Below are 22,050 nucleotides of genomic sequence, written 5' to 3'. Positions count from 1 at the left end.
TCTCCCTCAGTATATTCGATTCCTTTCATTTTCTCAAAAACTTTCAAAAATATATTCCATATATTCCTGAATTCTTATAAGAACGAAATCGAAATAAAAAAACGCGCCCCCGGAATCTCCTGATTCCAGAGACGCGGGGAAAATCTCTACGACCTCGCGCGGTACCACTCTGCTTCATGCCTTGCATGCACTCTTTGGATCTGTACGACTGCGCGCCGTGCCTTACGGCAACAGATCCGCTTCCTCTGACGGGGGATTCCGTTCTGTCTTACTGACCGGGACTTTCTCTCTGCTCTCGCTTAAAGAGTCTCCGATGTTGGGCAGACCACTCCAAGACCAGTTCCGCTTCCTTCCTCCGCTGTCTCGCACCCTCCGACAGCTCTCTGAACGATTTCAAAAGCGTACTCCTTCTCTTCACTGCGTTTACGCTGACTTTTAATCTAGCATATCGAGCGGGTAATGTCAAGATTTATCAAACAACTCCCCCTGATTTTTTATTGATTTGACAGAAAAACATCAGAAAAACTAAGCAAAATCACATGCCAAGCCGATGCTATCGATGTGAAAGCCACAGCCTTTGCAATCACAATTGACCTGATTTTGTCTGTTCCCCCTGTTCCAGTACTAGGACCTTCTGAAGCAGAATAACGTACTGACGGTTCAACCACTTTCTTGTCAATTATTTTTGTCGTATCTTCACAAAATTATATCTTTTATTTTCATTATTCCGTAGTCGAAAGAACTTCCCCATACCGCTCTGCAAGCTCATAGGTTCTCTGTCTTGTGCTCTCCCGAATCAGGCGATTGTACTCGATCTCATCAAGCGTGCTTCCATTCTGACGTCCTGATCCCTTTGTCGCCTCCTCATCCCTCGTTCTCAGCCATTCCTTCTGTTCCTTAAACAATTTTTCCCACTCCGACGGCTCAAGCTGATTCTCCAGTGTGTCAAGAAACCGGTTCATCTGCGTCTCCCAGAGTTTACACTCATTCTCAACGGTCGCCTTACGCGCGTTCGGAGTCGTGTCAGTCTCCCCCGAAGCTCTCTGTGCAATCTCCTCATCAATCGCCCGCAGTTTCACAAAGACCTCATCCGAAGGCTTCGCCCCGTCCGCACTCTCCTCCCGCACTGCAATCCCGGACTTCTCCGCCCCGGAAACCGCCTGCTTTTTGCTCTGACGCTTTGAAGAACTCTGCTCTTGATTTTCGGTGGAATCCTGTGCATTTGCACCGACTCCCACATTAGCCATCTTACCAGAAGCAACTTTTTCTCCATCTCCTTTGGCATTCTCAGCATCCATTCCCTGTTCCGCCACACCTGCATCTGGCATCACCTCAAGGCTCTGACTCTGTACCATCACAGAATTTTCCTGCTCCGATTCAATGTATAATCTTGTATATCTCGTCACCCCGATTCCTGCAATCAGAATGACTCCTATTGCAATCCAAATTCCTTTGAGTTTCATCTTTATCCTGCCCTGTCTCTGATTTCTTGTTTTATATTAACAGAATATCTCGTTGCTGTTCACGCGTTGCGCAAACAACAGATTAGATTTTGCCGATGCTTTGCATTCCAAATCAACAAAATCTGCTACCGCCACTATATTATACGGCATTTTCAGTTCAGAAAACGCCTAACCGTGTACAGTAACAATATCATAAAGCAGAGCAGATGAAAATATAAAAACAGAAGAAGTAAACATTTGTAAGAGAACCGTAAATGTTCCTGTAAGTTCCTCTATTTTGCTTCCACGCCCTCATCCACGAGGAGATTCTGTCCGTCCGCTGCCGTCGTCGCAAGCTGATCGCACCGCTCATTCTGCGGATGACCGGCATGTCCCTTTACCCAACAAAATGTTACCTTATGGGGCGCCTTCGCTTTTAAAAGACGCTCCCACAGGTCAATATTCTTCACCATGCCACTTTTTCCGCGCTTCCAGTTGTTCTTGACCCAGCTGTCAATCCAGTGCTGGTTAAACGCATCCGTCAGATATTTGGAGTCTGAATAGAGCTCCACCTCACACGGACGGTTCAGTGCCTCCAAAGCCACAATCGCCGCCAAAAGTTCCATGCGGTTGTTCGTGGTTCTGCGGAATCCGGCAGAGAGTTCGCGCTCATGAAGCTGTCCCTTGCTGTCGACAAAGTGGAGCACCGCCCCATATCCTCCCGGTCCATCCGGGTTTCCTCTCGCTGATCCATCCGTGTAAATCTGTACTTTTGTTGACATGATACTTTGTATCTCCCTTCTTACCACATTTCTAATTAGTTTGGCATTCATCCTTTTATAGGATAAATTTTCTCTGCAAAGGCTCCGGCGACGGAAAAGATTCTGCAAACCCGTGTGAAGCGTCAGTGCTTAGGTCGCGTAGTTTGCAAAACTTATTCCGCCTGCCGGAGCCCAAAAACAGACACCTCAAGCATTATCACTAATACTCAAACTATCTCAAGCAATCTTCTATCTATCCCACTTGTCGCAGAGCGCCTGAATCTGATCTGCAAACTTCGCCAGATCCTTGTTCGCTCCACCCTCGTTTCTTGCAATAACTGCAAGCAGGCGCTCGCCCGCTGCCAGAAGACGTGCAAAGACTCCGCTTGCCTTCTTCGTCGCCATCGTCTTCGGATTGACCGGAATACCCTCGGTCTCGCGAATCCACTCGCCCTTCGCTAAATCATACTCCGCTCCACTAAACGGCGCCTTTGCCGGACACCCCGTCTTTGCAGTCACAAGCTCAGCAAACTTGTCGCAGACATCGTCATTGCCGTGTACAATAAAGAACTGGGACGGCTTCTTCTCGAAAGCGCAAGCCCACTCAATCAATCCATTCTCATCCGCATGACCGCTGATGTCATGAAGCGTCTCGATATGCGCCTCCACATCAATCGTCTCACCAAAGAGCTTCACCATCTTTGCGCCATCGATCAGCGCACGACCAATCGTTCCCTCTGCCTGATAGCCGGCAAACACAACCGTACATTCCTTTCTCCAGAGATTGTGCTTCAAATGATGGCGAATACGTCCTGCATCACACATGCCGGATGCCGAGATGATGACCTTCGGCGTCGTGCTAAAGTTGATGTTCTTGGACTCCTCACTCGTGACAGAAAGTTTCAGCCCCGGGAACGAGATCGGGTTGATGCCCTGCTCCACAAGTGCCTTCGTCTCGTCGTCGTAGCAGTCCATCTGATTCTGCTTAAAGACATGAGTCGCCTCGACTGCAAGCGGGCTATCCACATAAACCTCAAAGCCGTCATGACCGTGCACCATGTGCTCTGCCTTGATATGGCGGAAGAAGTAGAGAAGCTCCTGGGTACGTCCTACCGCAAACGCCGGAATCACAACATTTCCGCCCCGATCAAGCGTCTCCTGCACGATTCTCGCAAGCTCTGTCACATGGTCTTTTCCCTTCTGATGCAGGCGTCCACCGTAAGTCGACTCCATAACCGCATAATCCGCCTCTTTTACATAAGCAGGGTCGCGAATCAGAGGTTTGTGCTTATTTCCGATATCTCCGGAGAAGACGATCTTCTTCTCAATGCCATCCTCCCTCATCCAGATCTCAATCGAGGCAGAGCCGAGCAGATGACCGACATCGGTAAAACGGATTGTGATGTCATCATTTAACGTAATCATCTCTCCGTAATCATACCCCTCAAAATGACCGATAACTCCCTCTGCATCTGCCATCTCATAGAGAGGCTCCACCTCCGGCTTTCCGGCACGGCGGGCTTTTCGGTTCTTCCATTCCGCCTCCATCTCCTGAATGTGTGCACTGTCTCGAAGCATGATGTTACACAGATCACAGGTCGCCATCGTCGCAATGATTCTTCCCCGGAATCCTCGTGCATAAATATACGGCAGTAAACCGACATGATCGATGTGGGAGTGCGTCACAAGCACGAAATCAAGATCTGAGTACGGAACCGGCGGTTCCACATTCTCATAGATATTCGTTCCCTGCTCCATTCCACAGTCCACAAAGAGTTTCGTATTTCCTACTTCCAGATAATGACAACTACCCGTCACTTCATGATCCGCACCGATGAACATTAACCTCATAAGGATACCTCACTTTCTCGCTTGTACTCTCAAACTCTTCCCCAGACAAGCTCATTATTAAGTTTTGCGTTTCTAACTCATCATGTTTCACTCATCATGAAAATTTGGCTCAATTGACTCAGATAATAATACAGATCAGCCCTCCATTGCTGTCATTGATGATCTTCTGCATCGCATCCTGAAGACGTGCCTGACACTCCTCGGTCATCTGGTTGACCTTTGCCTGAATTCCATCCTCCACGATCTGCTCGATCGATTTTCCGAAAATATTCGTGTCCCAGATCCCATCTTCCTTCTTGCCTGCATTCTCCTTCATATACGCAATCAGGTCTCTCGCCTGTTCTTCACTTCCCACAATCGGAGCAATCTCCGTCTGAATCTGTGCACGAATCAGACTGATCGACGGCGCCTGCGCCCTCATCTTCACTCCATAGCGGTTTCCGTGGCGAATCACCGTCGGCTCGTCAAGAAGAATCTCAGAGCGTTCTGGTGTCACAACCCCATATCCTTTCAATCTCACCTGGCTGAGTGCACCGCGCACCTTGTCGTATTCGCTCTGCATCGATGCCAGCTGTCTAAGTTTTTGCATCAGCTGGTACTCATCCTCCACCACAACTCCCGCAAAATCACTGAGCACCTGATAATACGATTCCTCATCGAGAACGACCGTAATCTCGACCTTTCCGTTTGAGAGATTCTGCCGATCCGTCTTCATCTGACGAATCGCAGTCTGCTCCGGAAGGTCAAATTCAGACGGAACATCCTTCATGTATCTGATCTTCGCCATCGCCTCGCGCACCGCTGAAATCACCTGCTCCTTGAGCCAATGCGAGGATGGCAAAATCTCAAGCCACCCAGGAATATCAAAATCTGCCTCCGTCACCGGAAATTCGTTCAATACTTTCTCAAGAATCCGGCAGATATCCTCCCGTTTCAGTTGCTCACAGTTGACCGGAAGAACCGTCACCCGATACTTCTCCTCAAGTTCCCCGGCAAGTTTTCTCGTCTCTTCGGAGTAAGGGCGATCTGAGTTGAGCAGAATCAGAAATGGTTTCCCGATCTCTTTTAATTCTGCAACGGCGGTCTCTTCCGCCGGTAAATACGCCTCCCGCTTGATCTCTCCGAATGATCCGTCTGTCGTCACCACGATTCCGATCGTGGAATGGTCTTTAATAACTTTGCGCGTACCGATCTCAGCTGCCCGGGTAAACGGAATCTCCTCCTCAAACCACGGAGTCTTCACAAGGCGCTCTCTGTCATTCTCAATATGACCTCCTGCCCCTTCCACCATGAATCCCACACAGTCAATCAATCGGATCTTCGCCTGCGTCTTATCGGCAAGCTCAATCTCTGCCGCCTCCTTCGGGATAAATTTCGGTTCTGTGGTCATGATCGTCTTTCCCGTCGCACTCTGCGGGAGTTCATCGCGGGTACGGTTCTTCTGATGCTCATCCTGAATATCGGGGAGCACCATCTGCTCCATAAACCGCTTGATGAACGTCGATTTTCCGGTTCTCACCGGCCCGACAACCCCGAGATAAATCTCTCCCTTCGTCCGCGCCTGAATGTCTTTATATACATCAAAATGGTCCATGCAGATCTCTCCCCTCAGCCTTTTTGCCCCACACATCTTCTAAAAATATATGCGGTGAGAAATCTGCACATGCCGAACGGTTATCTTATTTATACCACAAAAAAGAGGAAAAAGTCTATAACTTTTCCCTCTTTTTCGATAAATTTTCTGAATTTTATAGATTGTTTATTTATATCCACAGATATTTGAAAACTTTTCGTGACCAATCCAATATCTAACAATATCTAACGAAAGATTTTATGACCAAAGAGATGGCTTACTCACTCAGATATGCCTTCTTGACCGAATCATCGTTCATCAGTGCCTGAGCATCTCCGCTGAGTGCAATCTTTCCGGTCTCAAGAACGTAAGCACGGTCTGCGATCGAGAGTGCCTTCTTTGCGTTCTGCTCAACGAGAAGAACCGTCACGCCGTCATCCTGATTGATCTTCTGGATGATGTCAAAGATCTCATTTACATAGATCGGAGACAGACCCATCGACGGCTCGTCGAGTACGATCAGCTTCGGATGAGACATCAGCGCACGTCCCATTGCAAGCATCTGCTGCTCACCACCGGAGAGTGTTCCGGACAGCTGATCGCGACGCTCTTTCAGACGCGGGAAACGCTCATAGATCATCTCAAGCGTATCTTCCATCTCTTTCTTGTCTTTTCTGGTGTAAGCGCCCAGATAAAGGTTCTGAAGGACGGTCAGACCTGCGAATACGCGACGTCCCTCCGGCACGTGAGCGATTCCCATCGAAACCAGCTTGTGACCCGGAATCTTCGTGATGTCCTGTCCCTCATAAATGATCTGTCCCGCCTTCGACGGAATCAGTCCGGTGATCGTCTGAAGCGTTGTTGTCTTTCCTGCTCCGTTTGCACCAATCAGCGCAATGATCTCACCCGGATTTACCTCAAAGGAGATTCCCTTGATGGCCTGGATGACTCCGTAAAACACTTCCAGATTTTTAACTTCCAGTATTGCCATTTCGTGTCTCCTCCTACTCTCCCAGATATGCGGTGATAACACGGTGATCGTTCAGCACGGTCTGTGTGTCACCCTGCGTCAGCACCTGACCGAAGTTCAGTACGGTCAGCTTCTCGCAGATACCAGATACCAGCTTCATGTCGTGCTCGATCAGCAGAATCGTCATATCAAAATTGTCGCGAACGAAACGGATCGTATCCATCAGCTCTGCGGTCTCGTTCGGGTTCATTCCTGCTGCCGGCTCATCGAGAAGGAGAAGTTTCGGCTCCGTCGCAAGTGCACGGGCAATCTCGAGCTTTCTCTGTGCACCGTAAGGCAGGTTCGATGCTTTGTAATCTGCGACAGAATCAAGCTCAAACACCTTCAAAAGCTCCATCGCACGCTCATTCATCTGCTTTTCAACCTTATAGTATCTCGGCAGACGCAGGATTCCCTCGATCGTGGAATACTTGAAATGGTTGTGCAGTCCGACTTTTACGTTGTCAAGAACGCTCAGCTCCTTGAACAGACGAATGTTCTGGAAGGTACGCGCGATTCCATCCTGATTGATCTCGATCGTACTGCGTCCGGTGATATTCTTTCCATCGAGAAGAATGGTACCGGTATCCGGCTTGTACACACCCGTCAACAGGTTGAATACCGTCGTCTTTCCTGCTCCATTCGGTCCGATCAGACCGTAGAGCTGTCCTTTCTCGATCGTCACGCTGAAATCATTGACTGCTTTCAGTCCGCCGAAGGAAATGCTGATATTTTTTACCTCTAACATTGCCATTTTATGCAGCCTCCTTCCGGTTCTTTTTGATCTTGTCCATGAATACCGAACGCATCTCGATTGCCTTCGGGCTGGAGTTAAAGATCATCATCACGATCAGCACGATTGCATAGATCAGCATACGGTAATCGTTAAGTCCGCGCAGAAGCTCCGGAAGCATTGTCAGAACAACTGCCGCAATGATGGAACCGCGAATATTTCCAAGTCCTCCGAGTACAACAAATACGAGGATCATGATCGACTGGTTGTAACCGAAGTTCTTCGGGGTAGCTGCAAGGCTCGAAAGATTGTGTCCGTAGAGAACACCTGCCACACCTGCGAGGGATGCGGAAATCGAGAATGCCATCAGCTTGAACTTCGTGATATTGATGCCGACAGACTCAGCTGCAATGCGGTTGTCACGGATTGCCATGATTGCACGTCCGGAACGGGAATTGATCAGGTTCAGGACGACAAACAGCGTCAGAAGCACGAGAATGATACCGATCGTGAACGTCGCTGCCTTCGGGGTTCCGGTGATACCCTGAGCACCCTTGATGATGACAACACCGGTGTCATCCATTCCAAGGGAAGTCGTATCCTTGAAGGAGAAGTGGAAACCGCTCTGATCCATACCGACATAGATTGCATTTAACAGGTTCTTGATGATCTCACCGAACGCCAGCGTCACGATTGCCAGATAGTCTCCGCGAAGACGCAGAACCGGGATTCCGATCAGAATGCCGAAAACACCTGCAACGAGAGCACCGATCAGCAGAGCAAAGAAGAAACGCACCTGCACGCTCGGGATTACATTTGCCATACAGTTTGTAAAGAAGGCGCCGGAAAAGGCTCCCAGACACATGAATCCGGCATGGCCCAGACTCAGCTCACCAAGAATACCAACCGTCAGGTTCAGAGATACTGCCATGATCACATATATGCAAAGAGGTACAAGAAGTCCCTTCATCAGACTGGTCATATGACCCGTACTGGCAAGGATCTGCACCAGAATCCAGCATCCGATGATGATTGCATACGTGATGCTGTTCTGAATCAGCAATTTGTTTTTCTTCATTCTTCCCACCTACACTTTCTCCGTAATCTTCTTTCCCATAATACCGGTAGGACGCACAAGCAGAACTACAATCAGAACTGCAAATACGATCGCATCCGAGAGCTGGGAAGAAATGTATGCCTTGGAAAGGTTCTCGATCACACCGAGAAGAATGCCTCCGATCAGTGCACCCGGGATCGATCCGATTCCGCCGAATACTGCTGCCACGAATGCCTTGATTCCCGGCATCGATCCGGTGTACGGAGTCAGGGACGGATAAGTGGAACACAACAGCGCACCTGCGATTGCTGCAAGTGCAGAACCGATTGCGAATGTCACGGCAATCGTTCGGTTTACATCAATTCCCATCAGGGTTGCTGCTCCGGTATCCTCAGAAACCGCAAGCATTGCCTGACCGATCTTCGTCTTGTTGATGAAGGTCATCAGACCTGCCATGATGATGATACAGGTAAGAATCGTCACCATCGTGACACCGGAAATCGACAGCGCACCGCCAGCCAGCTTCAGGCTTGGAACGTTTACAACGGAGGTAAACTGACGCGCATTCGATCCGAAAATAAGAAGTGCCGCATTCTGAAGCAGATAGCTGACACCGATTGCCGTAATCAGTACGGCAAGAGAAGAAGTTCCACGGAGGGGCTTATATGCCACACGCTCGATCATAACACCGAGAACCGTGCAGGCAATCACAGCTACGAGGACACCCACTAACGGAGGGAATCCCATCGTGCTGACACAGGTGAAAATCACAAATCCACCTACCATGATGATATCGCCGTGAGCGAAGTTCAGCATTCTTGCGATTCCGTATACCATCGTGTATCCCAGCGCGATGATCGCGTAAATACTGCCCAGGCTGATTCCATTGATCAAATAAGACAGAAAACTCATGTACCACACACCTCTTTGTATTTTTCTTGAAAAACAATAACATGTCGAATTATAGCATAGTAGGATAGGAAGTTCAAGTGTAAGTTACAAATGTCTTTGCTACAAAGACACAGACGGATTACTGTACACAGGTAAGCATTTTTGAAACGAAAAAGAGAGCCGTCTTTCGACGACCCTCTTTCGGATCGAATCAGTTCTCACACAAAACAAATCTTTTTAAACGTTCAAAGGCAAATCTTCTGTGAGGAAAATCTGACTCATCAGAGAAACAATCTCTCCTGCTCATGCATTGCACGATCAGCAATCTCTTATTTCTCCATCTCGTAAATGCCATCTACGATCTTAGCTGCCTTCGGTGCCTTGTTCGGCTCACCGTTTGCATTCCAGCTCATGTCTGCACCGGTCAGACCCTGGATGGTGATCTCGGTCATAGCAGTCTCCATTGCATCGCACATATCAGATACGCTCATGTCAGCGGTGATGCCAGCCTTCTCTGCTGCTGCCTTAATTGCATAAACTGCATCGTAGGAATCAGCTGCGAACTGGATCGGCTCCACGCCATAAGCATCGGTGTAAGACTTGGTGAATTCCTCACTGCCCTCCTCAGTGGTGGAGAACGGAGTCAGAAGCATCAGGCCCTCTGCCAGAGACTTGTCAAAGTTCTCAACGGTCAGGATTCCGTCCATACCGTCACATCCGAAGAAAGTCGGAGCGAACTCTTTGTCAGCAGCCTGCTTCAGGATAACAGAAGCCTCCTGATAGTAGATCGGCAGGAATACGAGCTCTGCGCCTGCATCCTTTGCCTTGTCCAGCTGTACGGAGAAATCGGTATTGCTGTCTGCGGTAAATGCCTCATCTGCAACGATCTCGATACCCTGATTTGCAGCCTCTTTTACGAAGGACTCACGAATACCGGAAGAGTACTCGGTAGAGCTGTCGTAGATGATTGCAACCTTGGTAGCCAGCTGATGCTCACCAATGTACTGAGCAGAAGCAGTACCCTGATCCGGATCTGCGAAGCAAACACGGAAGACGTTCGGGTTGGATACACACTCTACTGCGGAGCCAGACGGAGTGATCTGGAACATGTTGTCGCTTGCAGACTCAGCTCCAACTGCGATACACGGCTTGGAAGTGGTTGTACCAACCAGCATCTGCATACCCCAGTCCTTCAGAGTGTTGTATGCATTGACAGACTTCTCCGGATCGTTCTCATCATCCTCAGCCTTCAGCTCAACCTTCATTCCGTTGATACCGCCAGCCTCGTTGATCTCCTTAACTGCCAGATCTGCACCGTTCTGAACTGCAATACCATAGGAAGCTGCTGCACCGGTCAGCGGTCCGATTACGCCGATCTTCAAGGTACCACCTTCTGCGATACCTGCCTCTGCACTGCTCTCGCCAGCCTCTGCGGAAGTCTCTGCCTTTGCATCTGCTGCGGTCGTCTCGGTGCTTGCGCTGCCGCCACAAGCAGTTAAAGATGCCATTGCAACAACTGCTGCCATACCTGCACTCATAAATCTCTTTTTCATAATGATTCCTCCTCTTTACCATCCCATCGTCTGACAGGAGGTTTACAGATCAAATGTGATCTGCATACAAGCTTGGATTTATTATAGTTGTCTGAAAAATGCTTGTCAAGACTTTTTTCTTTACCACGCTAAATATTCCCAGTAAAATCACTCCCAGCCAATCGCCGGGCTCTCCACGGTTCGATCACGGAGCATCAGATCCTGAACCGCCTCACCTGCCGGTCTTCCGTCAAACAGCACCTCATTGACCGCCGTGATGATCGGCATCGAAATCTCATATTTCTTTGCAAGTGCAAGTCCCGCCTTTGCAGAGTAAACACCCTCGACAACCATCTTGACTTCCGCCATCGCCTCTTCCATCGAATATCCCTTTCCGATCAGGATTCCAGCTCTGCGGTTTCGGCTGTGCATGCTCGCGCACGTCACAATCAGATCTCCGATTCCGGTGAGTCCACCGAACGTCTCAGGTTTTCCGCCCATTGCGACTCCAAGTCTTGAGATCTCTGAAATTCCTCTCGTGATCAGCGCTGCCTTCGTATTGTCCCCGTATCCGAGACCGTCCGCAATTCCCGCTGCGAGCGCAATCACATTTTTGAGCGCCCCACCGATCTCAATTCCGGTGATGTCCGAGCTTGTATACACACGAAAGACCGGACTCATAAAAATACTCTGGATGTACTCTGCGGTCTTTCTGCTCTTCGCGCCTGCGACACACGTTGTCGGCAAAGACCGGCTGACCTCCTCCGCATGGCTCGGGCCGGACAGCACAGCGATATCCGCATTTGGCAGTTCCTCCTCAAGGATTTCCGACAAAAAATCCAGCGTTTCTGCCTCGATTCCCTTTGACGCGTTGACGACAATCTGTCCGTCCCTGACGAACGGTGCCATCTTTCTTGCTGTCTCCCGAATATAGATAGAAGGGACAACTGTTACAACAAGATCCTTGTCTTTCAGCGCAGTTTCCATATCCGCCGTAAACTCCATATCTGCCGGAAGAATAAGATCCGGAAGATTTTTCTGAACCCGGTTCTCTCTTAAATACTTTGCATCCTTCTCGAATGCAGACCAGACCGTCACCTGATGTCCGTTTTCATGAACGAGTGACGCAAGCGCAATTCCCCAGGTTCCCCCTCCAATGATGCCAATCTGTGCCATAGTTTTTTCTCCTTATTTTTTGCTTAAGTTCAAGTCGGCGTTTATGTGAACTACCCCGACTTAAATATACAAATACTCCCGAAACCCATTCTGTCAGATTCCGAGAGTATTCATGTGTTATGCGTTTTTCTTCGCTCCGAGCTTGTTCTCTGTGCCGTTTAAAAGGCGACGGATATTGGTATGGTGTCTCCATATTCCCATCAGGGAAATCGCAAGAGCAATCCCGGCAAACTCAGTCTGACAGGAATCTGCCAGACCATAATCCCTGCGAATCAATCCAAAGTAAATCATTCCGATCGCAAAGCAGATCATCACAAGAATCGAGCCGAGGGAGACATAGCGCGTGATTGCGACTGCCATCACAAACACGACGAGACAGATCAGCATCAGACGCCAGTCTGTCGAGGCGAGAAGACCTGCGGAAGCCGCAATGCCTTTTCCGCCCTTAAATCCCATGTAGAACGGGAAATTGTGCCCCAGAATTACTCCAAATCCCGTGTAAAGCAGGTAGAGATACAGAGATTCCGGCTGACTGCGAAAGATCACACGCGTCAGGAGACAGGCAAGGATCATCTTGCCTGCATCTCCGAGAAAGACCACAAGTCCCGCTTTTTTTCCCATCACGCGAAGAACATTCGTACTTCCTGAGTTGCCACTTCCGTAATTGCGGATATCCATATGTTTGGAACGGCTGTACAGATACCCCGTCTGAAACAGACCGAAGACATATCCCATCACAAGACAGATCAGACGCTCCATTACTGCTCCTTCCCGGAACGCTCACGCACGATGAATTTCAGTGCGGTTCCCTTAAATCCAAAGGATTCACGAATCCTGTTCTCAAGGTAACGAACATAGGAGAAATGCATCAGGTTCTTGTCGTTTACAAAGATGACGAAGGTCGGCGGTTTTACCGCTACCTGGGTCATGTAGTAGAGTTTCAGACGCTTGCCCTTGTCAGACGGCGGCTGCTGCATCGCAACAGCCTCGGTCATAATCTCATTGAGGACACCGGTTGCAACACGCAGAGTCTGGTTCTCGCGCACCATATCAATCAGATCAAACAGCTTGTTCATACGCTGTCCTGTCACCGCAGAGATGAAGAGCATCTCGGCATACGGCATAAAGGAGAGCGTGTCTTTGATCTTCTTTGTGTATTCGTAGATCGTCTTGTCATTCTTCTCGATCGCGTCCCACTTGTTGACTGCGACGATGATTCCCTTGCCTCTGTCGTGCGCGATTCCGGCAATCTTTGCATCCTGCTCGGTCACGCCCTCAACTGCGTCAATCACAAGGATGACTACATCGGCACGCTCCACAGCGGATACAGTACGGATGATGCTGTAACGCTCAAGATCCTCTTTAATTTTGCTCTTTCTTCTGAGTCCTGCGGTATCGATGAAGACATACTCGGTTCCGTTGTGAACCACCTCGGTATCAACCGCATCACGGGTCGTACCGGCAATGTTGGACACAATCACGCGATCCTCACCGAGGATCTTATTGATGATCGAAGATTTTCCAACGTTCGGCTTTCCGATGATCGCCACACGCGGACGCTCGTCCTCTGCATCTTCCATCTGATCAGTCGTAAAGTGACGGCTTACCTCGTCAAGCAGATCACCGATTCCAAGACGGGAAGCACCGGAAACTGCGATCGGATCGCCGATTCCAAGGTTGTAAAACTCGTAAATATCGTTGCCAAACTTCTGGAAGCTGTCGACTTTGTTGACTGCCAGAACGACAGGCTTGCCGGACTTTCTGAGCATGTCCGCTACCTTTGCGTCGGAATCGACAAGTCCCTGTCTCACATCCACAAGGAAAATGATGACATCTGCCGTGTCAATCGCAATCTGTGCCTGCTCTCTCATCTGGGAGAGAATGATGTCCTTGCTGTCCGGCTCGATACCACCGGTATCCACCAGTGTAAAGTTCATGTTCAGCCAGGTACAGTCCGCATAGATACGGTCTCTGGTTACGCCCGGGGTGTCTTTTACGATCGAAATCGTCTCCCCCGCCAGCACGTTGAACAGGGTGGATTTTCCCACGTTCGGGCGTCCTACAATCGCTACAATCGGTTTGCTCATTCTCAAATCTCCTTCAATTCGTATTTATTATGTTCAGTATTTTGTTCAATCTCCGGGTACAGGATTGCATCAACAAGATCCTGTCCGCTTGATTTTACAATATTCACCGGAACTTGTAAAGCATTTTGCAGTTCCGTGCGCGTCACATCGTCGAGAAAGACCTCTTCCCCGCTTCTAAACATGCATGCCGGAAGCAGCAGTCTCTGGCCGAGTTTCTGGCCGGTCAGCTGGGCTTTTAAATCCTGTCCCGTAATCAGACCTGCAACTGTGATCATCGGACCGAAGAAATCATTGCGGATCTCATAGATATGCACCTTTTTCTGCGGAAAGTCCTTCATGATTTTTTCAATCTGCTTTTTCAGATACGGGTAGGCAAGTTTTCCGGTCGCAATCGAGAGTTCCTCCGCCTCGACTGCCTCCACCGTTTTCTGGCTGTCCGAATCCCCCTGCCTATTCTGACGCTTATGGCTCTTCTTATTTTTCTGGTCTTTGTGGTGATTCTTTTTATTCTGTTCCTTTTTCTGTTCCTTCTTCAATTCCTCAAGCGCCTCAGTGACCTCGGTGTCGAGAAGGCGAAGCATGCCGACTCCATTCTCAAGCTGGATATAACCGTCGTAGCGCTCCTCCTCCGGCATCGGGCGCTCCGCTAAGATATAGAACTCATCACTCGCCTGAACAAAGTGAATTCCGTGCTCTGCATAAATCTTTTTCTGCCAGCGCTCAATGATCTCAAGTGCATCCTCCGCACGTTTCCTGTCAAACGGTTTCATCGGAAAAAGACCGTCGCGGTACTTCGTCAGTCCGACCGGAACGACCGACAGACTCTGCATACACGGAATGTACTTTGCGAGGTCTCCGATCGTGCGGTCAAGCTCCTCCCCGTCGTTTACCTCCGGGCAGAGAACGATCTGTCCGTTCATCGGAATGTCCGCCTGATAAAGACGATCGATGTTCTCAAGCGCCCGTCCCGCAAAGCGGTTGTGAAGCATCTCACAGCGCAGTTTCGGATTCGTCGTGTGCACGGAAATGTTGATCGGCGCAAGCTTGAAATCGATGATACGCTGAATATCATGCTCTTTCATGTTCGTCAGTGTGACGTAATTTCCCTGAAGAAATGAGAGGCGTGAGTCATCGTCCTTAAAATAAAGGGTCTCTCTCATTCCCGGTGGCATCTGGTCGATAAAACAGAAGATGCACTTGTTACTGCATGACTTGTAATCACTCATCAGACCATTCTCAAAGTTGATTCCGAGGTCCTCGTAGTCATTCTCGATCTCAAGTTCCCACAGCTCACCGTCCGCCTTCTCAATCTCCATGACCATGCTCTCGCTGTCAACGTAGTACTCATAGTCAAAGATATCTTCTACTTCATTTCCATTGATTGTCAGCAGGCGGTCTCCTGCCTCAAGCTCGAGCTCCTCCGCAATCGAACCCGGATCAATGGATTTTATCAAATGACCTTTTTTCTTCATTTAAATTTTCTTCCCTACTTACTTATAAATTTTTATTAGATTTCTAAGTTCTACATTCTTTCCATATACCCGTCTTTTTATCATAACAAGATTCCCTCTCTTTGTAAAGAAACAAGACTTTGTTTTTTTTTACGAAATTCGACATTTGCCTATTGACTGCCTTGTTTTCAAAATGGTATAAATGAGGATGAATTTAACTTCAATTTAACCGAATATATTTGTGAAGGAGCTTAAAAATGGCAAATAATTATGTGTTCAATGATGTTCTTCCGGTTGCACCACTCAAAATCGCAGCTCTGGAAAGTTGCCGGGATCTCGCTGGCAAGGTCAATGACCACATCGTCAAATTCCGCAGAAACGATACAGAAGAGTTGATTCGTCGCGAAAAAGACCTCAACTATCGCGGTTACGATGTAGATTCTTATCTTCTGAACTGTTCTTGTCCGCGTTTCGGTTCTGGTGAGGCAAAGGGTGTGATCAACGAGTCTGTCCGCGGTGTCGATCTGTTCGCAATGGTGGATGTCACCAATTACAGCATTCCATACACCGTATGCGGATACACCAACCACATGTCACCGGATGATCATTTTCAGGATCTCAAGCGTATCATCGGTGCTTCTGTCGCAACGGCACACCGTGTCAACGTGATTATGCCATTTTTATATGAGGGTCGTCAGCATAAGCGCACCAAGCGTGAATCCTTAGACTGCGCAATGGCACTTGAGGAGCTTGTAGAGATGGGTGTCTCCAACATCATCACCTTCGACGCTCATGACCCGCGCGTGCAGAATGCAATCCCGTTAAACGGATTTGACAACTTCATGCCGACCTATCAGTTCGTAAAGACTCTGTTCAAGCATGACCGGTCCTTAAAGATTGATAAGGATCACCTGATGATCATCAGCCCGGATGAGGGTGCAATGAACCGCGCTGTTTATCTGGCAAACAACCTCGGTGTCGATATGGGTATGTTCTACAAGCGCCGTGATTACTCCCGCGTTGTAAATGGAAGAAACCCGATCGTTGCTCATGAGTTCCTCGGTTCTTCCGTAGAAGGCAAGACCGTTCTGATCATCGATGATATGATCGCTTCCGGCGAGAGTATGCTCGATACCGCAAAAGAGCTGAAGGAGCGCAAGGCTGACAAGGTTATCGTTTGCTGTACCTTCGGTCTGTTCACCGGAGGACTTGAGAAATTTGATGAATTTTACAACCGTGGTTACATCGACTATGTCATCACGACCAACTTAAACTATCGTCCGTCCGAGCTTCTTGATCGCCCGTGGTACTTAGAGGCTGATATGAGCAAATACATCGCTGCCATCATCAACTCCTTCAACCACGATGTTTCTATCGGTGCTTCTCTGTCCCCGACAGAAAAGATCCAGAATCTGCTCCGCAGATACCATTCCGACGGATACGATTATATTGGCTCCATCAAATAAATATAATAGCATGAAGGCATAAAATTAGCAGTTAGTAAAATGCAGAATTAACAATAAGAGAGGCTATTGCAGGGCAGAAAACGATCTGTTTTGCAATAGCCTTTTCTTTGTCTATACATATCGATATACGGGGGCTCCGTTTTCTTATTTTTCTTTTAGGCATAGAAATGCCGAAAGATTTCCACGATCTTTTCCAACCGCACGATGTGAAAACAGGAAATCCGGGTTACAGCGCGTGCAGATGTCTGTCGTGTGAATGTTCTCCGGCTTTACTCCGCGTTCTGCAAAAATGATCTCATTTGCTCTCCAGAGATTCAGCTGATATTTACCGTTTTCCTTGCGGTAGAATAATTCTTTGTGATACTCTGGTGCGAAGGTCGTCGCAAACTCCTCGACAACCTCAGCACCGACCTCAAAGCAATCCTGGCAAATGCTCGGTCCAATGCAGGCAATCACATCGGAGGCATTTGTCCCGAAGGCTTTCTCCATCTCATCAAGCGTCGCCTTTCCCATGCGATGAACCGTTCCTCTCCAGCCTGAGTGAGACAGTCCAATCGCACAATGAACCGGATCAAGCAGGTAGAGCGGCACACAGTCTGCATAGAAGGTCACAAGCGTAACGCCCGGGATATCTGTAATCAAACCATCCACATCTCTGTAATCGCGCGGATAGACCACACCTTTTCCAAGGTCTTCCTCCGTGACTCTGCGCACATTCGTCGTATGAGTCTGGTAGGACAGCACCATCTTTTCCATGTCGACATCAAGAACATTTGCCATCCGCTGATAATTCTCCAGCACATGCGCCGGGTTGTCCCCTCTTGTGAATCCAAAATTCATTGTCGAGAAGATTCCCTCACTCACCCCGCCGATCCTCGTCGAAAAGGCATGTGACACCATTCCGGTCTGCTCAAGCGCCGGAAATGTCAGATAGCAGACTCTGTTTTTCTGATTTATGTTTACCTGTTCTCTTGCATCCTGTTTTCTGATCCAATCTGCCATCGTCCTTCCTCCTGAAAAGCCTTATAATTCCACACATTTGTCAAAATGCATTTTTAATCCAGCGCACCTCGCCCCCGAGTATTGCGACCACATCAAAACGGCAGGGTGTCCCTTCCGCATAATGGTTTCGATAGAGATAATATCTTGCGGTATTTCGGATCTTCATCTGCTTCTGCCAGCCGACCGCCTCGGCTGGATCTCCGGTCGAGACCGAGCTTCGATACTTGACTTCCACAAAGATGATTGTCCTCTCATCTCTCGCAATCAGGTCAATCTCTCCTGTTCTCGATCGAAAATTCTGTGCGAGAATTGTAAGTCCCTGTTTTTTTAGCCATTCTTTTGCGATTTGTTCATATTTTGATCCGACTGCACGGCGATTCATTTTCCGCTTTCCTGCATGATCTTTCCGATAAAACTTCTGCGATGGATCGGGCATGGACCATACTTTCTGAGTGCCTCAGTATGCATAGCTGTTCCATATCCCTTATGCTTTGCAAATCCGTACTCCGGGAAAATCTTGTCGTACTCGATCATCATGTGATCCCTCGTCACTTTCGCGAGCACACTCGCTCCGGCGATGGAAAGGCTCTTTGCGTCTCCCTTGATGATCGGTACCTGCGGAATCTCGATTCCCGGGATCGTCACTGCATCGTTGAGCAGAAGATCCGGCTGGACACCAAGACCTGCGATCGCACGGCGCATTGCCTCATAAGTTGCCTGCAAGATGTTGATCTCATCAATCACATCCGGTCCGACAATACCAACACTCCATGCGACTGCCTTCTCCTGAATCTCAACAAAAAGAGCCTCTCTGCGCTTCTCGGAAAGTTTCTTGGAATCATTCAGATACAGGATATCACAATCCGGTGGAAGAATCACGGCGCCTGCGACAACCGGACCTGCGAGAGGTCCTCGTCCTGCCTCGTCAATTCCGCAGATTGCACTACACGCCGCATAAGTGTCCTCATATTCGCGCATTTTTTTCAGGCGCTCCAGCTCTGCCTGAAGTTTTTCTCCCTTGAGTTCTCTCAGTGCCATCACCTTGCCTCCGTTTTATCTGCTGTTGCTTTTACTTCCGTCTTGTCGGATTCATCCGATCTTGGCGGAAGCTCCAGTGTGATTCGACCGAGACGACCAGAACGGAAATCCTCAATCAGAATTGCCGATGCCTTGCTGTAATCCGGCTCTCCACCCTTTTTCAGACATCCACGCGCGCGGGCAATCTGGGCAAGGATCTCTCCCGGCTCGTTTTTCTCTTCTTCGCTCATTCCATCTAACTTATAGCGCTCCGTCATCGTCTCCGGACATCTCTGCATCAGCAGACGAATCAGTTCCACTGCAAGCTCGTCCTTGTTGAGGATCTCATCGTTGATTGATCCGATCATCGCTAAAAGCAGACCAACACGCTGATCCTCAAATCTCGGCCAAAGAATTCCGGGAGTGTCGAGAAGCTCTAAGGTCTTGTTGAGACGAATCCACTGATTTCCCTTCGTCACACCCGGCTTATTTCCGGTCTTTGCACATGCCTTTCCTGCAAATGAGTTAATAAATGTAGACTTTCCTACATTCGGGATACCAACTACCATCGCACGAACCGGACGATTTAAAATGCCACGACGGCGATCTCTCTCAATCTTCTCCTTACAAGCCTCCTGCACCACTGCATTAATCTGCTTGATTCCCGCCTTGCTTCTTGAATCGAGCTTGACTACAAAACAGCCTTTTGACTGAAACCACGATGCCCACATCGCACTCGCGCGCTCATCTGCAAGATCTGCCTTGTTGAGTAAGATCAGGCGCGCCTTTCCCTTTCCAAGCTCATCAATATCCGGATTGCGACTTGCAAGCGGTACACGCGCATCTACAAGCTCCACAATCAGATCAATGAGTTTGATATCCTCTTTCATGGCTCTCTTCGCCTTTGTCATATGTCCCGGATACCACTGAATATTCAAATTTTTTCCTCCTATCCCAAATTTATGTTACAAAAGTTGTATACAATCTCTATGATCGTATCAGCCCAAACCCGGAAAGCGGGGCGATCCGAAGCCACACCTTCCCGATAATCTGCTCTTCTCTGATATTTCCTACATTGACGAAACGGCTATCCTCACTGCTCTCCCGGTTATCCCCCAGAAGAAAATACTCCTTCTCGTCAAGTGTGATCGGGGTCTCCGCCAGACCTGCAAGCGACACCGTCCCTGCCTCCTCAAAGACCTCTCCATTGATGTAAACTGTCCCGTTTTGAATGTGAACCGTATCGCCGGGGATTCCAATCACCCTCTTCACATTTGTCTTCTGGTCCTCCCGCTCATACACGACAACGTCCATGCGATCCGGTTTTCCAAAATCATAAGCCATCCTGTTGATCAGAACTACATCCCCCGAATTTAAGAGGGGTTGCATGGAAGGACCTCCAACTACAATCTGAGAACCAAAAAAATTGAGGAAAAACCAGGCGAACGCCAATGCGACTGCAATATCCACCACCCAGCTGGACACACGCCGAACCAGGTTGCTTTCATCACTTTGATAAAAATACACGAAAATACTCCATATTCATCTCTGACACAAAAGGATACCTTTACGTTTCTGTATGCATTTCTCCATGCATTTTTTACGTAGTTCTTTCTGCATCCCTTCGTGTTATAATCAATGGACGCGTCCTCGACGCATCCTCGACATGTAAAATAACAAAAGGGGGGACAATAAACATTGTCCCCTCTCGTCTACGCAAAATTCGCAAAATTATTTAACCAGCTCTTTTACCTTTGCAGCCTTACCAACTCTGCTTCTCAGATAGTTCAGTTTTGCACGTCTTACTTTACCCTTTCTAACAACCTCGATGTTGTCTACGAACGGGGAATGTACCGGCCAGGTCTTCTCTACACCGATTCCGTTAGAGTTCTTACGAACGGTGAAGGTCTCTCTTGCGCCACCATTCTGTCTCTTGATTACAGTACCCTCGAATACCTGGATTCTCTCACGGTTACCCTCTTTGATCTTGTTGTATACCTTAACAGTATCACCAACACGGAACTCCGGTACAGATGCCTTCAGCTGAGCTGCTTCAATATTCTTAATAATTTCGTTCATTTGTGTGAACCTCCTTCATCTACTTGACATTCTTAATGCGTCCCGCGCAACAGAGGAATATCTCTTTTTTCTTCGTCACAACGCATCAATTCTATCATATTCATTTTGTAATTGCAAGTACTTTTCTAATTATTTCTGTAACCTTATTTTTATTCCTGATTTTTCTGCTCTTCTTGTGATTTCTGCACCTCTTGCTGTGCCCGCAGTTTTGCAAGGTAAATTTTTTCCTTCTTGCTTAAAACTGCATCCTCGAGAAGATCCGGACGGCGCTCTAATGTTCGCTTGATCGACTGCTCTCTGCGCCACTCCTCAATCTTCTTGTGATGACCGGAAAGAAGCACCTCCGGAACCTGTCGTCCCTCATAGACTTCCGGGCGAGTGTACTGCGGATATTCGAGCAGATTATCGTGAAACGACTCGATCTCTGCGGAGACATCGTTGTTGAGCACTCCCGGCACGAGACGGGAAATACAGTCGATCATCACCATCGCCGGAAGCTCTCCACCCGTCAACACGTAGTCTCCGATCGAGAGATAATCGGTCACGATCATCTCAAGCGCACGCTCATCGATGCCTTCGTAATGTCCACAGAGGAAGACGAGATCCTCCTCCTTTGAGAGCTCCTCCGCGATCTTCTGGTTAAAAACCCTTCCCTGCGGAGTCATGTAGAGGACTCGCGGACGCTTCCCGATCTTCTCACAGAGTGCTTCATACGCGTCGCAGACCGGAGCCGGTTGCATCACCATTCCGGCACCGCCACCGTACGGCGCATCGTCCACATGACCGTGTTTTTCTTTTGTATAATCCCGGATATTAATCGCCTCAATCGAGAGAAGTCCTTTCTTTGTGGCGCGTCCGATGATGCTCGTGTTCAGTCCGTCCATCACCATTTCCGGAAACAGTGTCAGAATGTGATAATTCAC

21 protein-coding genes and 1 other annotated feature are annotated in these 22,050 nt (G+C 48.6%); of the genes, 1 reads left to right on the top strand and 20 read right to left on the bottom strand.

Going from position 1 to position 22,050, the window contains the following annotated elements:
- Nucleotides 1–124 precede the first annotated feature (124 nt).
- Nucleotides 125–427: a binding site (T-box leader), on the bottom strand.
- A gap of 295 nt (nt 428–722) precedes the next feature.
- The 13 genes from AC4EVX_RS05900 to AC4EVX_RS05840 all read right to left on the bottom strand — a co-directional run bounded on the left by AC4EVX_RS05900 (nt 723) and on the right by AC4EVX_RS05840 (nt 15,584).
- Entirely contained in the window at nt 723–1,463 is a 741-nt protein-coding gene (locus AC4EVX_RS05900) for a lysozyme inhibitor LprI family protein (protein WP_490159768.1), read from the bottom strand.
- A gap of 272 nt (nt 1,464–1,735) precedes the next feature.
- Complete coding sequence (gene rnhA, locus AC4EVX_RS05895) at nt 1,736–2,224, bottom strand: ribonuclease HI (RefSeq protein ID WP_308450616.1); 489 nt, start codon at nt 2,222–2,224, stop codon at nt 1,736–1,738.
- Between the two features lie 228 nt (nt 2,225–2,452).
- On the bottom strand, nt 2,453–4,054 hold the full coding sequence (locus tag AC4EVX_RS05890) for an MBL fold metallo-hydrolase RNA specificity domain-containing protein (protein ID WP_490159767.1): 1,602 nt from the start codon (nt 4,052–4,054) through the stop codon (nt 2,453–2,455).
- A 118-nt stretch (nt 4,055–4,172) separates the two neighbouring features.
- Nucleotides 4,173–5,648, bottom strand: a complete 1,476-nt coding sequence (gene spoIVA, locus AC4EVX_RS05885) for a stage IV sporulation protein A (protein ID WP_177976888.1) — start codon at nt 5,646–5,648, stop codon at nt 4,173–4,175.
- Nucleotides 5,649–5,904: 256 nt separating this feature from the next.
- On the bottom strand, nt 5,905–6,618 hold the full coding sequence (locus AC4EVX_RS05880) for an ABC transporter ATP-binding protein (protein WP_177976887.1): 714 nt from the start codon (nt 6,616–6,618) through the stop codon (nt 5,905–5,907).
- A gap of 13 nt (nt 6,619–6,631) precedes the next feature.
- Nucleotides 6,632–7,390 (bottom strand): ABC transporter ATP-binding protein, encoded by a 759-nt coding sequence (locus AC4EVX_RS05875; RefSeq protein WP_177976886.1) that lies wholly within the window; start codon nt 7,388–7,390, stop codon nt 6,632–6,634.
- 1 nt (nt 7,391) lies between these two features.
- Nucleotides 7,392–8,447: a branched-chain amino acid ABC transporter permease gene (locus tag AC4EVX_RS05870; protein ID WP_177976885.1), complete on the bottom strand. Its 1,056-nt coding sequence runs from the start codon at nt 8,445–8,447 to the stop codon at nt 7,392–7,394.
- 9 nt (nt 8,448–8,456) lie between these two features.
- Nucleotides 8,457–9,338 (bottom strand): branched-chain amino acid ABC transporter permease, encoded by an 882-nt coding sequence (locus AC4EVX_RS05865; protein WP_490159766.1) that lies wholly within the window; start codon nt 9,336–9,338, stop codon nt 8,457–8,459.
- A 308-nt stretch (nt 9,339–9,646) separates the two neighbouring features.
- Entirely contained in the window at nt 9,647–10,870 is a 1,224-nt protein-coding gene (locus tag AC4EVX_RS05860; protein ID WP_177977135.1) for an ABC transporter substrate-binding protein, read from the bottom strand.
- 147 nt (nt 10,871–11,017) lie between these two features.
- The gene (locus AC4EVX_RS05855; RefSeq protein WP_177977136.1) at nt 11,018–12,025 is read right to left on the bottom strand and encodes an NAD(P)H-dependent glycerol-3-phosphate dehydrogenase; all 1,008 of its coding nucleotides are present in this window, start codon (nt 12,023–12,025) and stop codon (nt 11,018–11,020) included.
- Nucleotides 12,026–12,142: 117 nt separating this feature from the next.
- Nucleotides 12,143–12,784 (bottom strand): glycerol-3-phosphate 1-O-acyltransferase PlsY, encoded by a 642-nt coding sequence (gene plsY / locus AC4EVX_RS05850; RefSeq protein ID WP_177977137.1) that lies wholly within the window; start codon nt 12,782–12,784, stop codon nt 12,143–12,145.
- A complete protein-coding gene (gene der, locus AC4EVX_RS05845) occupies nt 12,784–14,112 on the bottom strand; it encodes a ribosome biogenesis GTPase Der (RefSeq protein WP_432629922.1) in 1,329 nt (442 codons plus the stop codon). The genes plsY and der overlap by 1 nt, the downstream gene beginning before the upstream one ends.
- 2 nt (nt 14,113–14,114) lie before the next feature.
- Nucleotides 14,115–15,584 carry a DUF512 domain-containing protein gene (locus AC4EVX_RS05840; protein WP_490159765.1) on the bottom strand — a complete coding sequence of 490 codons (1,470 nt, stop codon included), beginning with the start codon at nt 15,582–15,584 and terminating at the stop codon, nt 14,115–14,117.
- 236 nt (nt 15,585–15,820) lie between these two features.
- Between AC4EVX_RS05840 and AC4EVX_RS05835 the strand changes: the two genes are divergently transcribed.
- Nucleotides 15,821–17,029, top strand: a complete 1,209-nt coding sequence (locus tag AC4EVX_RS05835) for a ribose-phosphate pyrophosphokinase (protein ID WP_308450623.1) — start codon at nt 15,821–15,823, stop codon at nt 17,027–17,029.
- A gap of 144 nt (nt 17,030–17,173) precedes the next feature.
- Here the strand turns inward: AC4EVX_RS05835 and pgeF are convergent, their stop codons facing one another.
- From pgeF to trmD, 7 genes are all read right to left on the bottom strand, one after another.
- Nucleotides 17,174–18,031 (bottom strand): peptidoglycan editing factor PgeF, encoded by an 858-nt coding sequence (gene pgeF / locus AC4EVX_RS05830; protein WP_308450624.1) that lies wholly within the window; start codon nt 18,029–18,031, stop codon nt 17,174–17,176.
- A gap of 40 nt (nt 18,032–18,071) precedes the next feature.
- Nucleotides 18,072–18,413 (bottom strand): YraN family protein, encoded by a 342-nt coding sequence (locus AC4EVX_RS05825; protein WP_490159764.1) that lies wholly within the window; start codon nt 18,411–18,413, stop codon nt 18,072–18,074.
- Nucleotides 18,410–19,069 (bottom strand): ribonuclease HII, encoded by a 660-nt coding sequence (rnhB, locus tag AC4EVX_RS05820; protein WP_308450626.1) that lies wholly within the window; start codon nt 19,067–19,069, stop codon nt 18,410–18,412. The genes AC4EVX_RS05825 and rnhB overlap by 4 nt, the downstream gene beginning before the upstream one ends.
- Nucleotides 19,069–19,986: a ribosome biogenesis GTPase YlqF gene (gene ylqF, locus AC4EVX_RS05815; RefSeq protein WP_308450627.1), complete on the bottom strand. Its 918-nt coding sequence runs from the start codon at nt 19,984–19,986 to the stop codon at nt 19,069–19,071. The genes rnhB and ylqF overlap by 1 nt, the downstream gene beginning before the upstream one ends.
- Nucleotides 19,987–20,035: 49 nt before the next feature.
- On the bottom strand, nt 20,036–20,575 hold the full coding sequence (lepB, locus tag AC4EVX_RS05810; protein WP_308450628.1) for a signal peptidase I: 540 nt from the start codon (nt 20,573–20,575) through the stop codon (nt 20,036–20,038).
- A gap of 204 nt (nt 20,576–20,779) precedes the next feature.
- Nucleotides 20,780–21,127, bottom strand: coding sequence for a 50S ribosomal protein L19 (rplS, locus tag AC4EVX_RS05805; protein ID WP_177978582.1), 348 nt, complete (start codon nt 21,125–21,127; stop codon nt 20,780–20,782).
- 149 nt (nt 21,128–21,276) lie between these two features.
- Complete coding sequence (gene trmD, locus AC4EVX_RS05800; RefSeq protein WP_177978584.1) at nt 21,277–22,050, bottom strand: tRNA (guanosine(37)-N1)-methyltransferase TrmD; 774 nt, start codon at nt 22,048–22,050, stop codon at nt 21,277–21,279.

This window comes from Brotaphodocola sp. (assembly GCF_983179755.1).
Note: the sequence above shows the minus strand (reverse complement) of the source record. Positions and strands in the feature narration are given on the sequence as shown.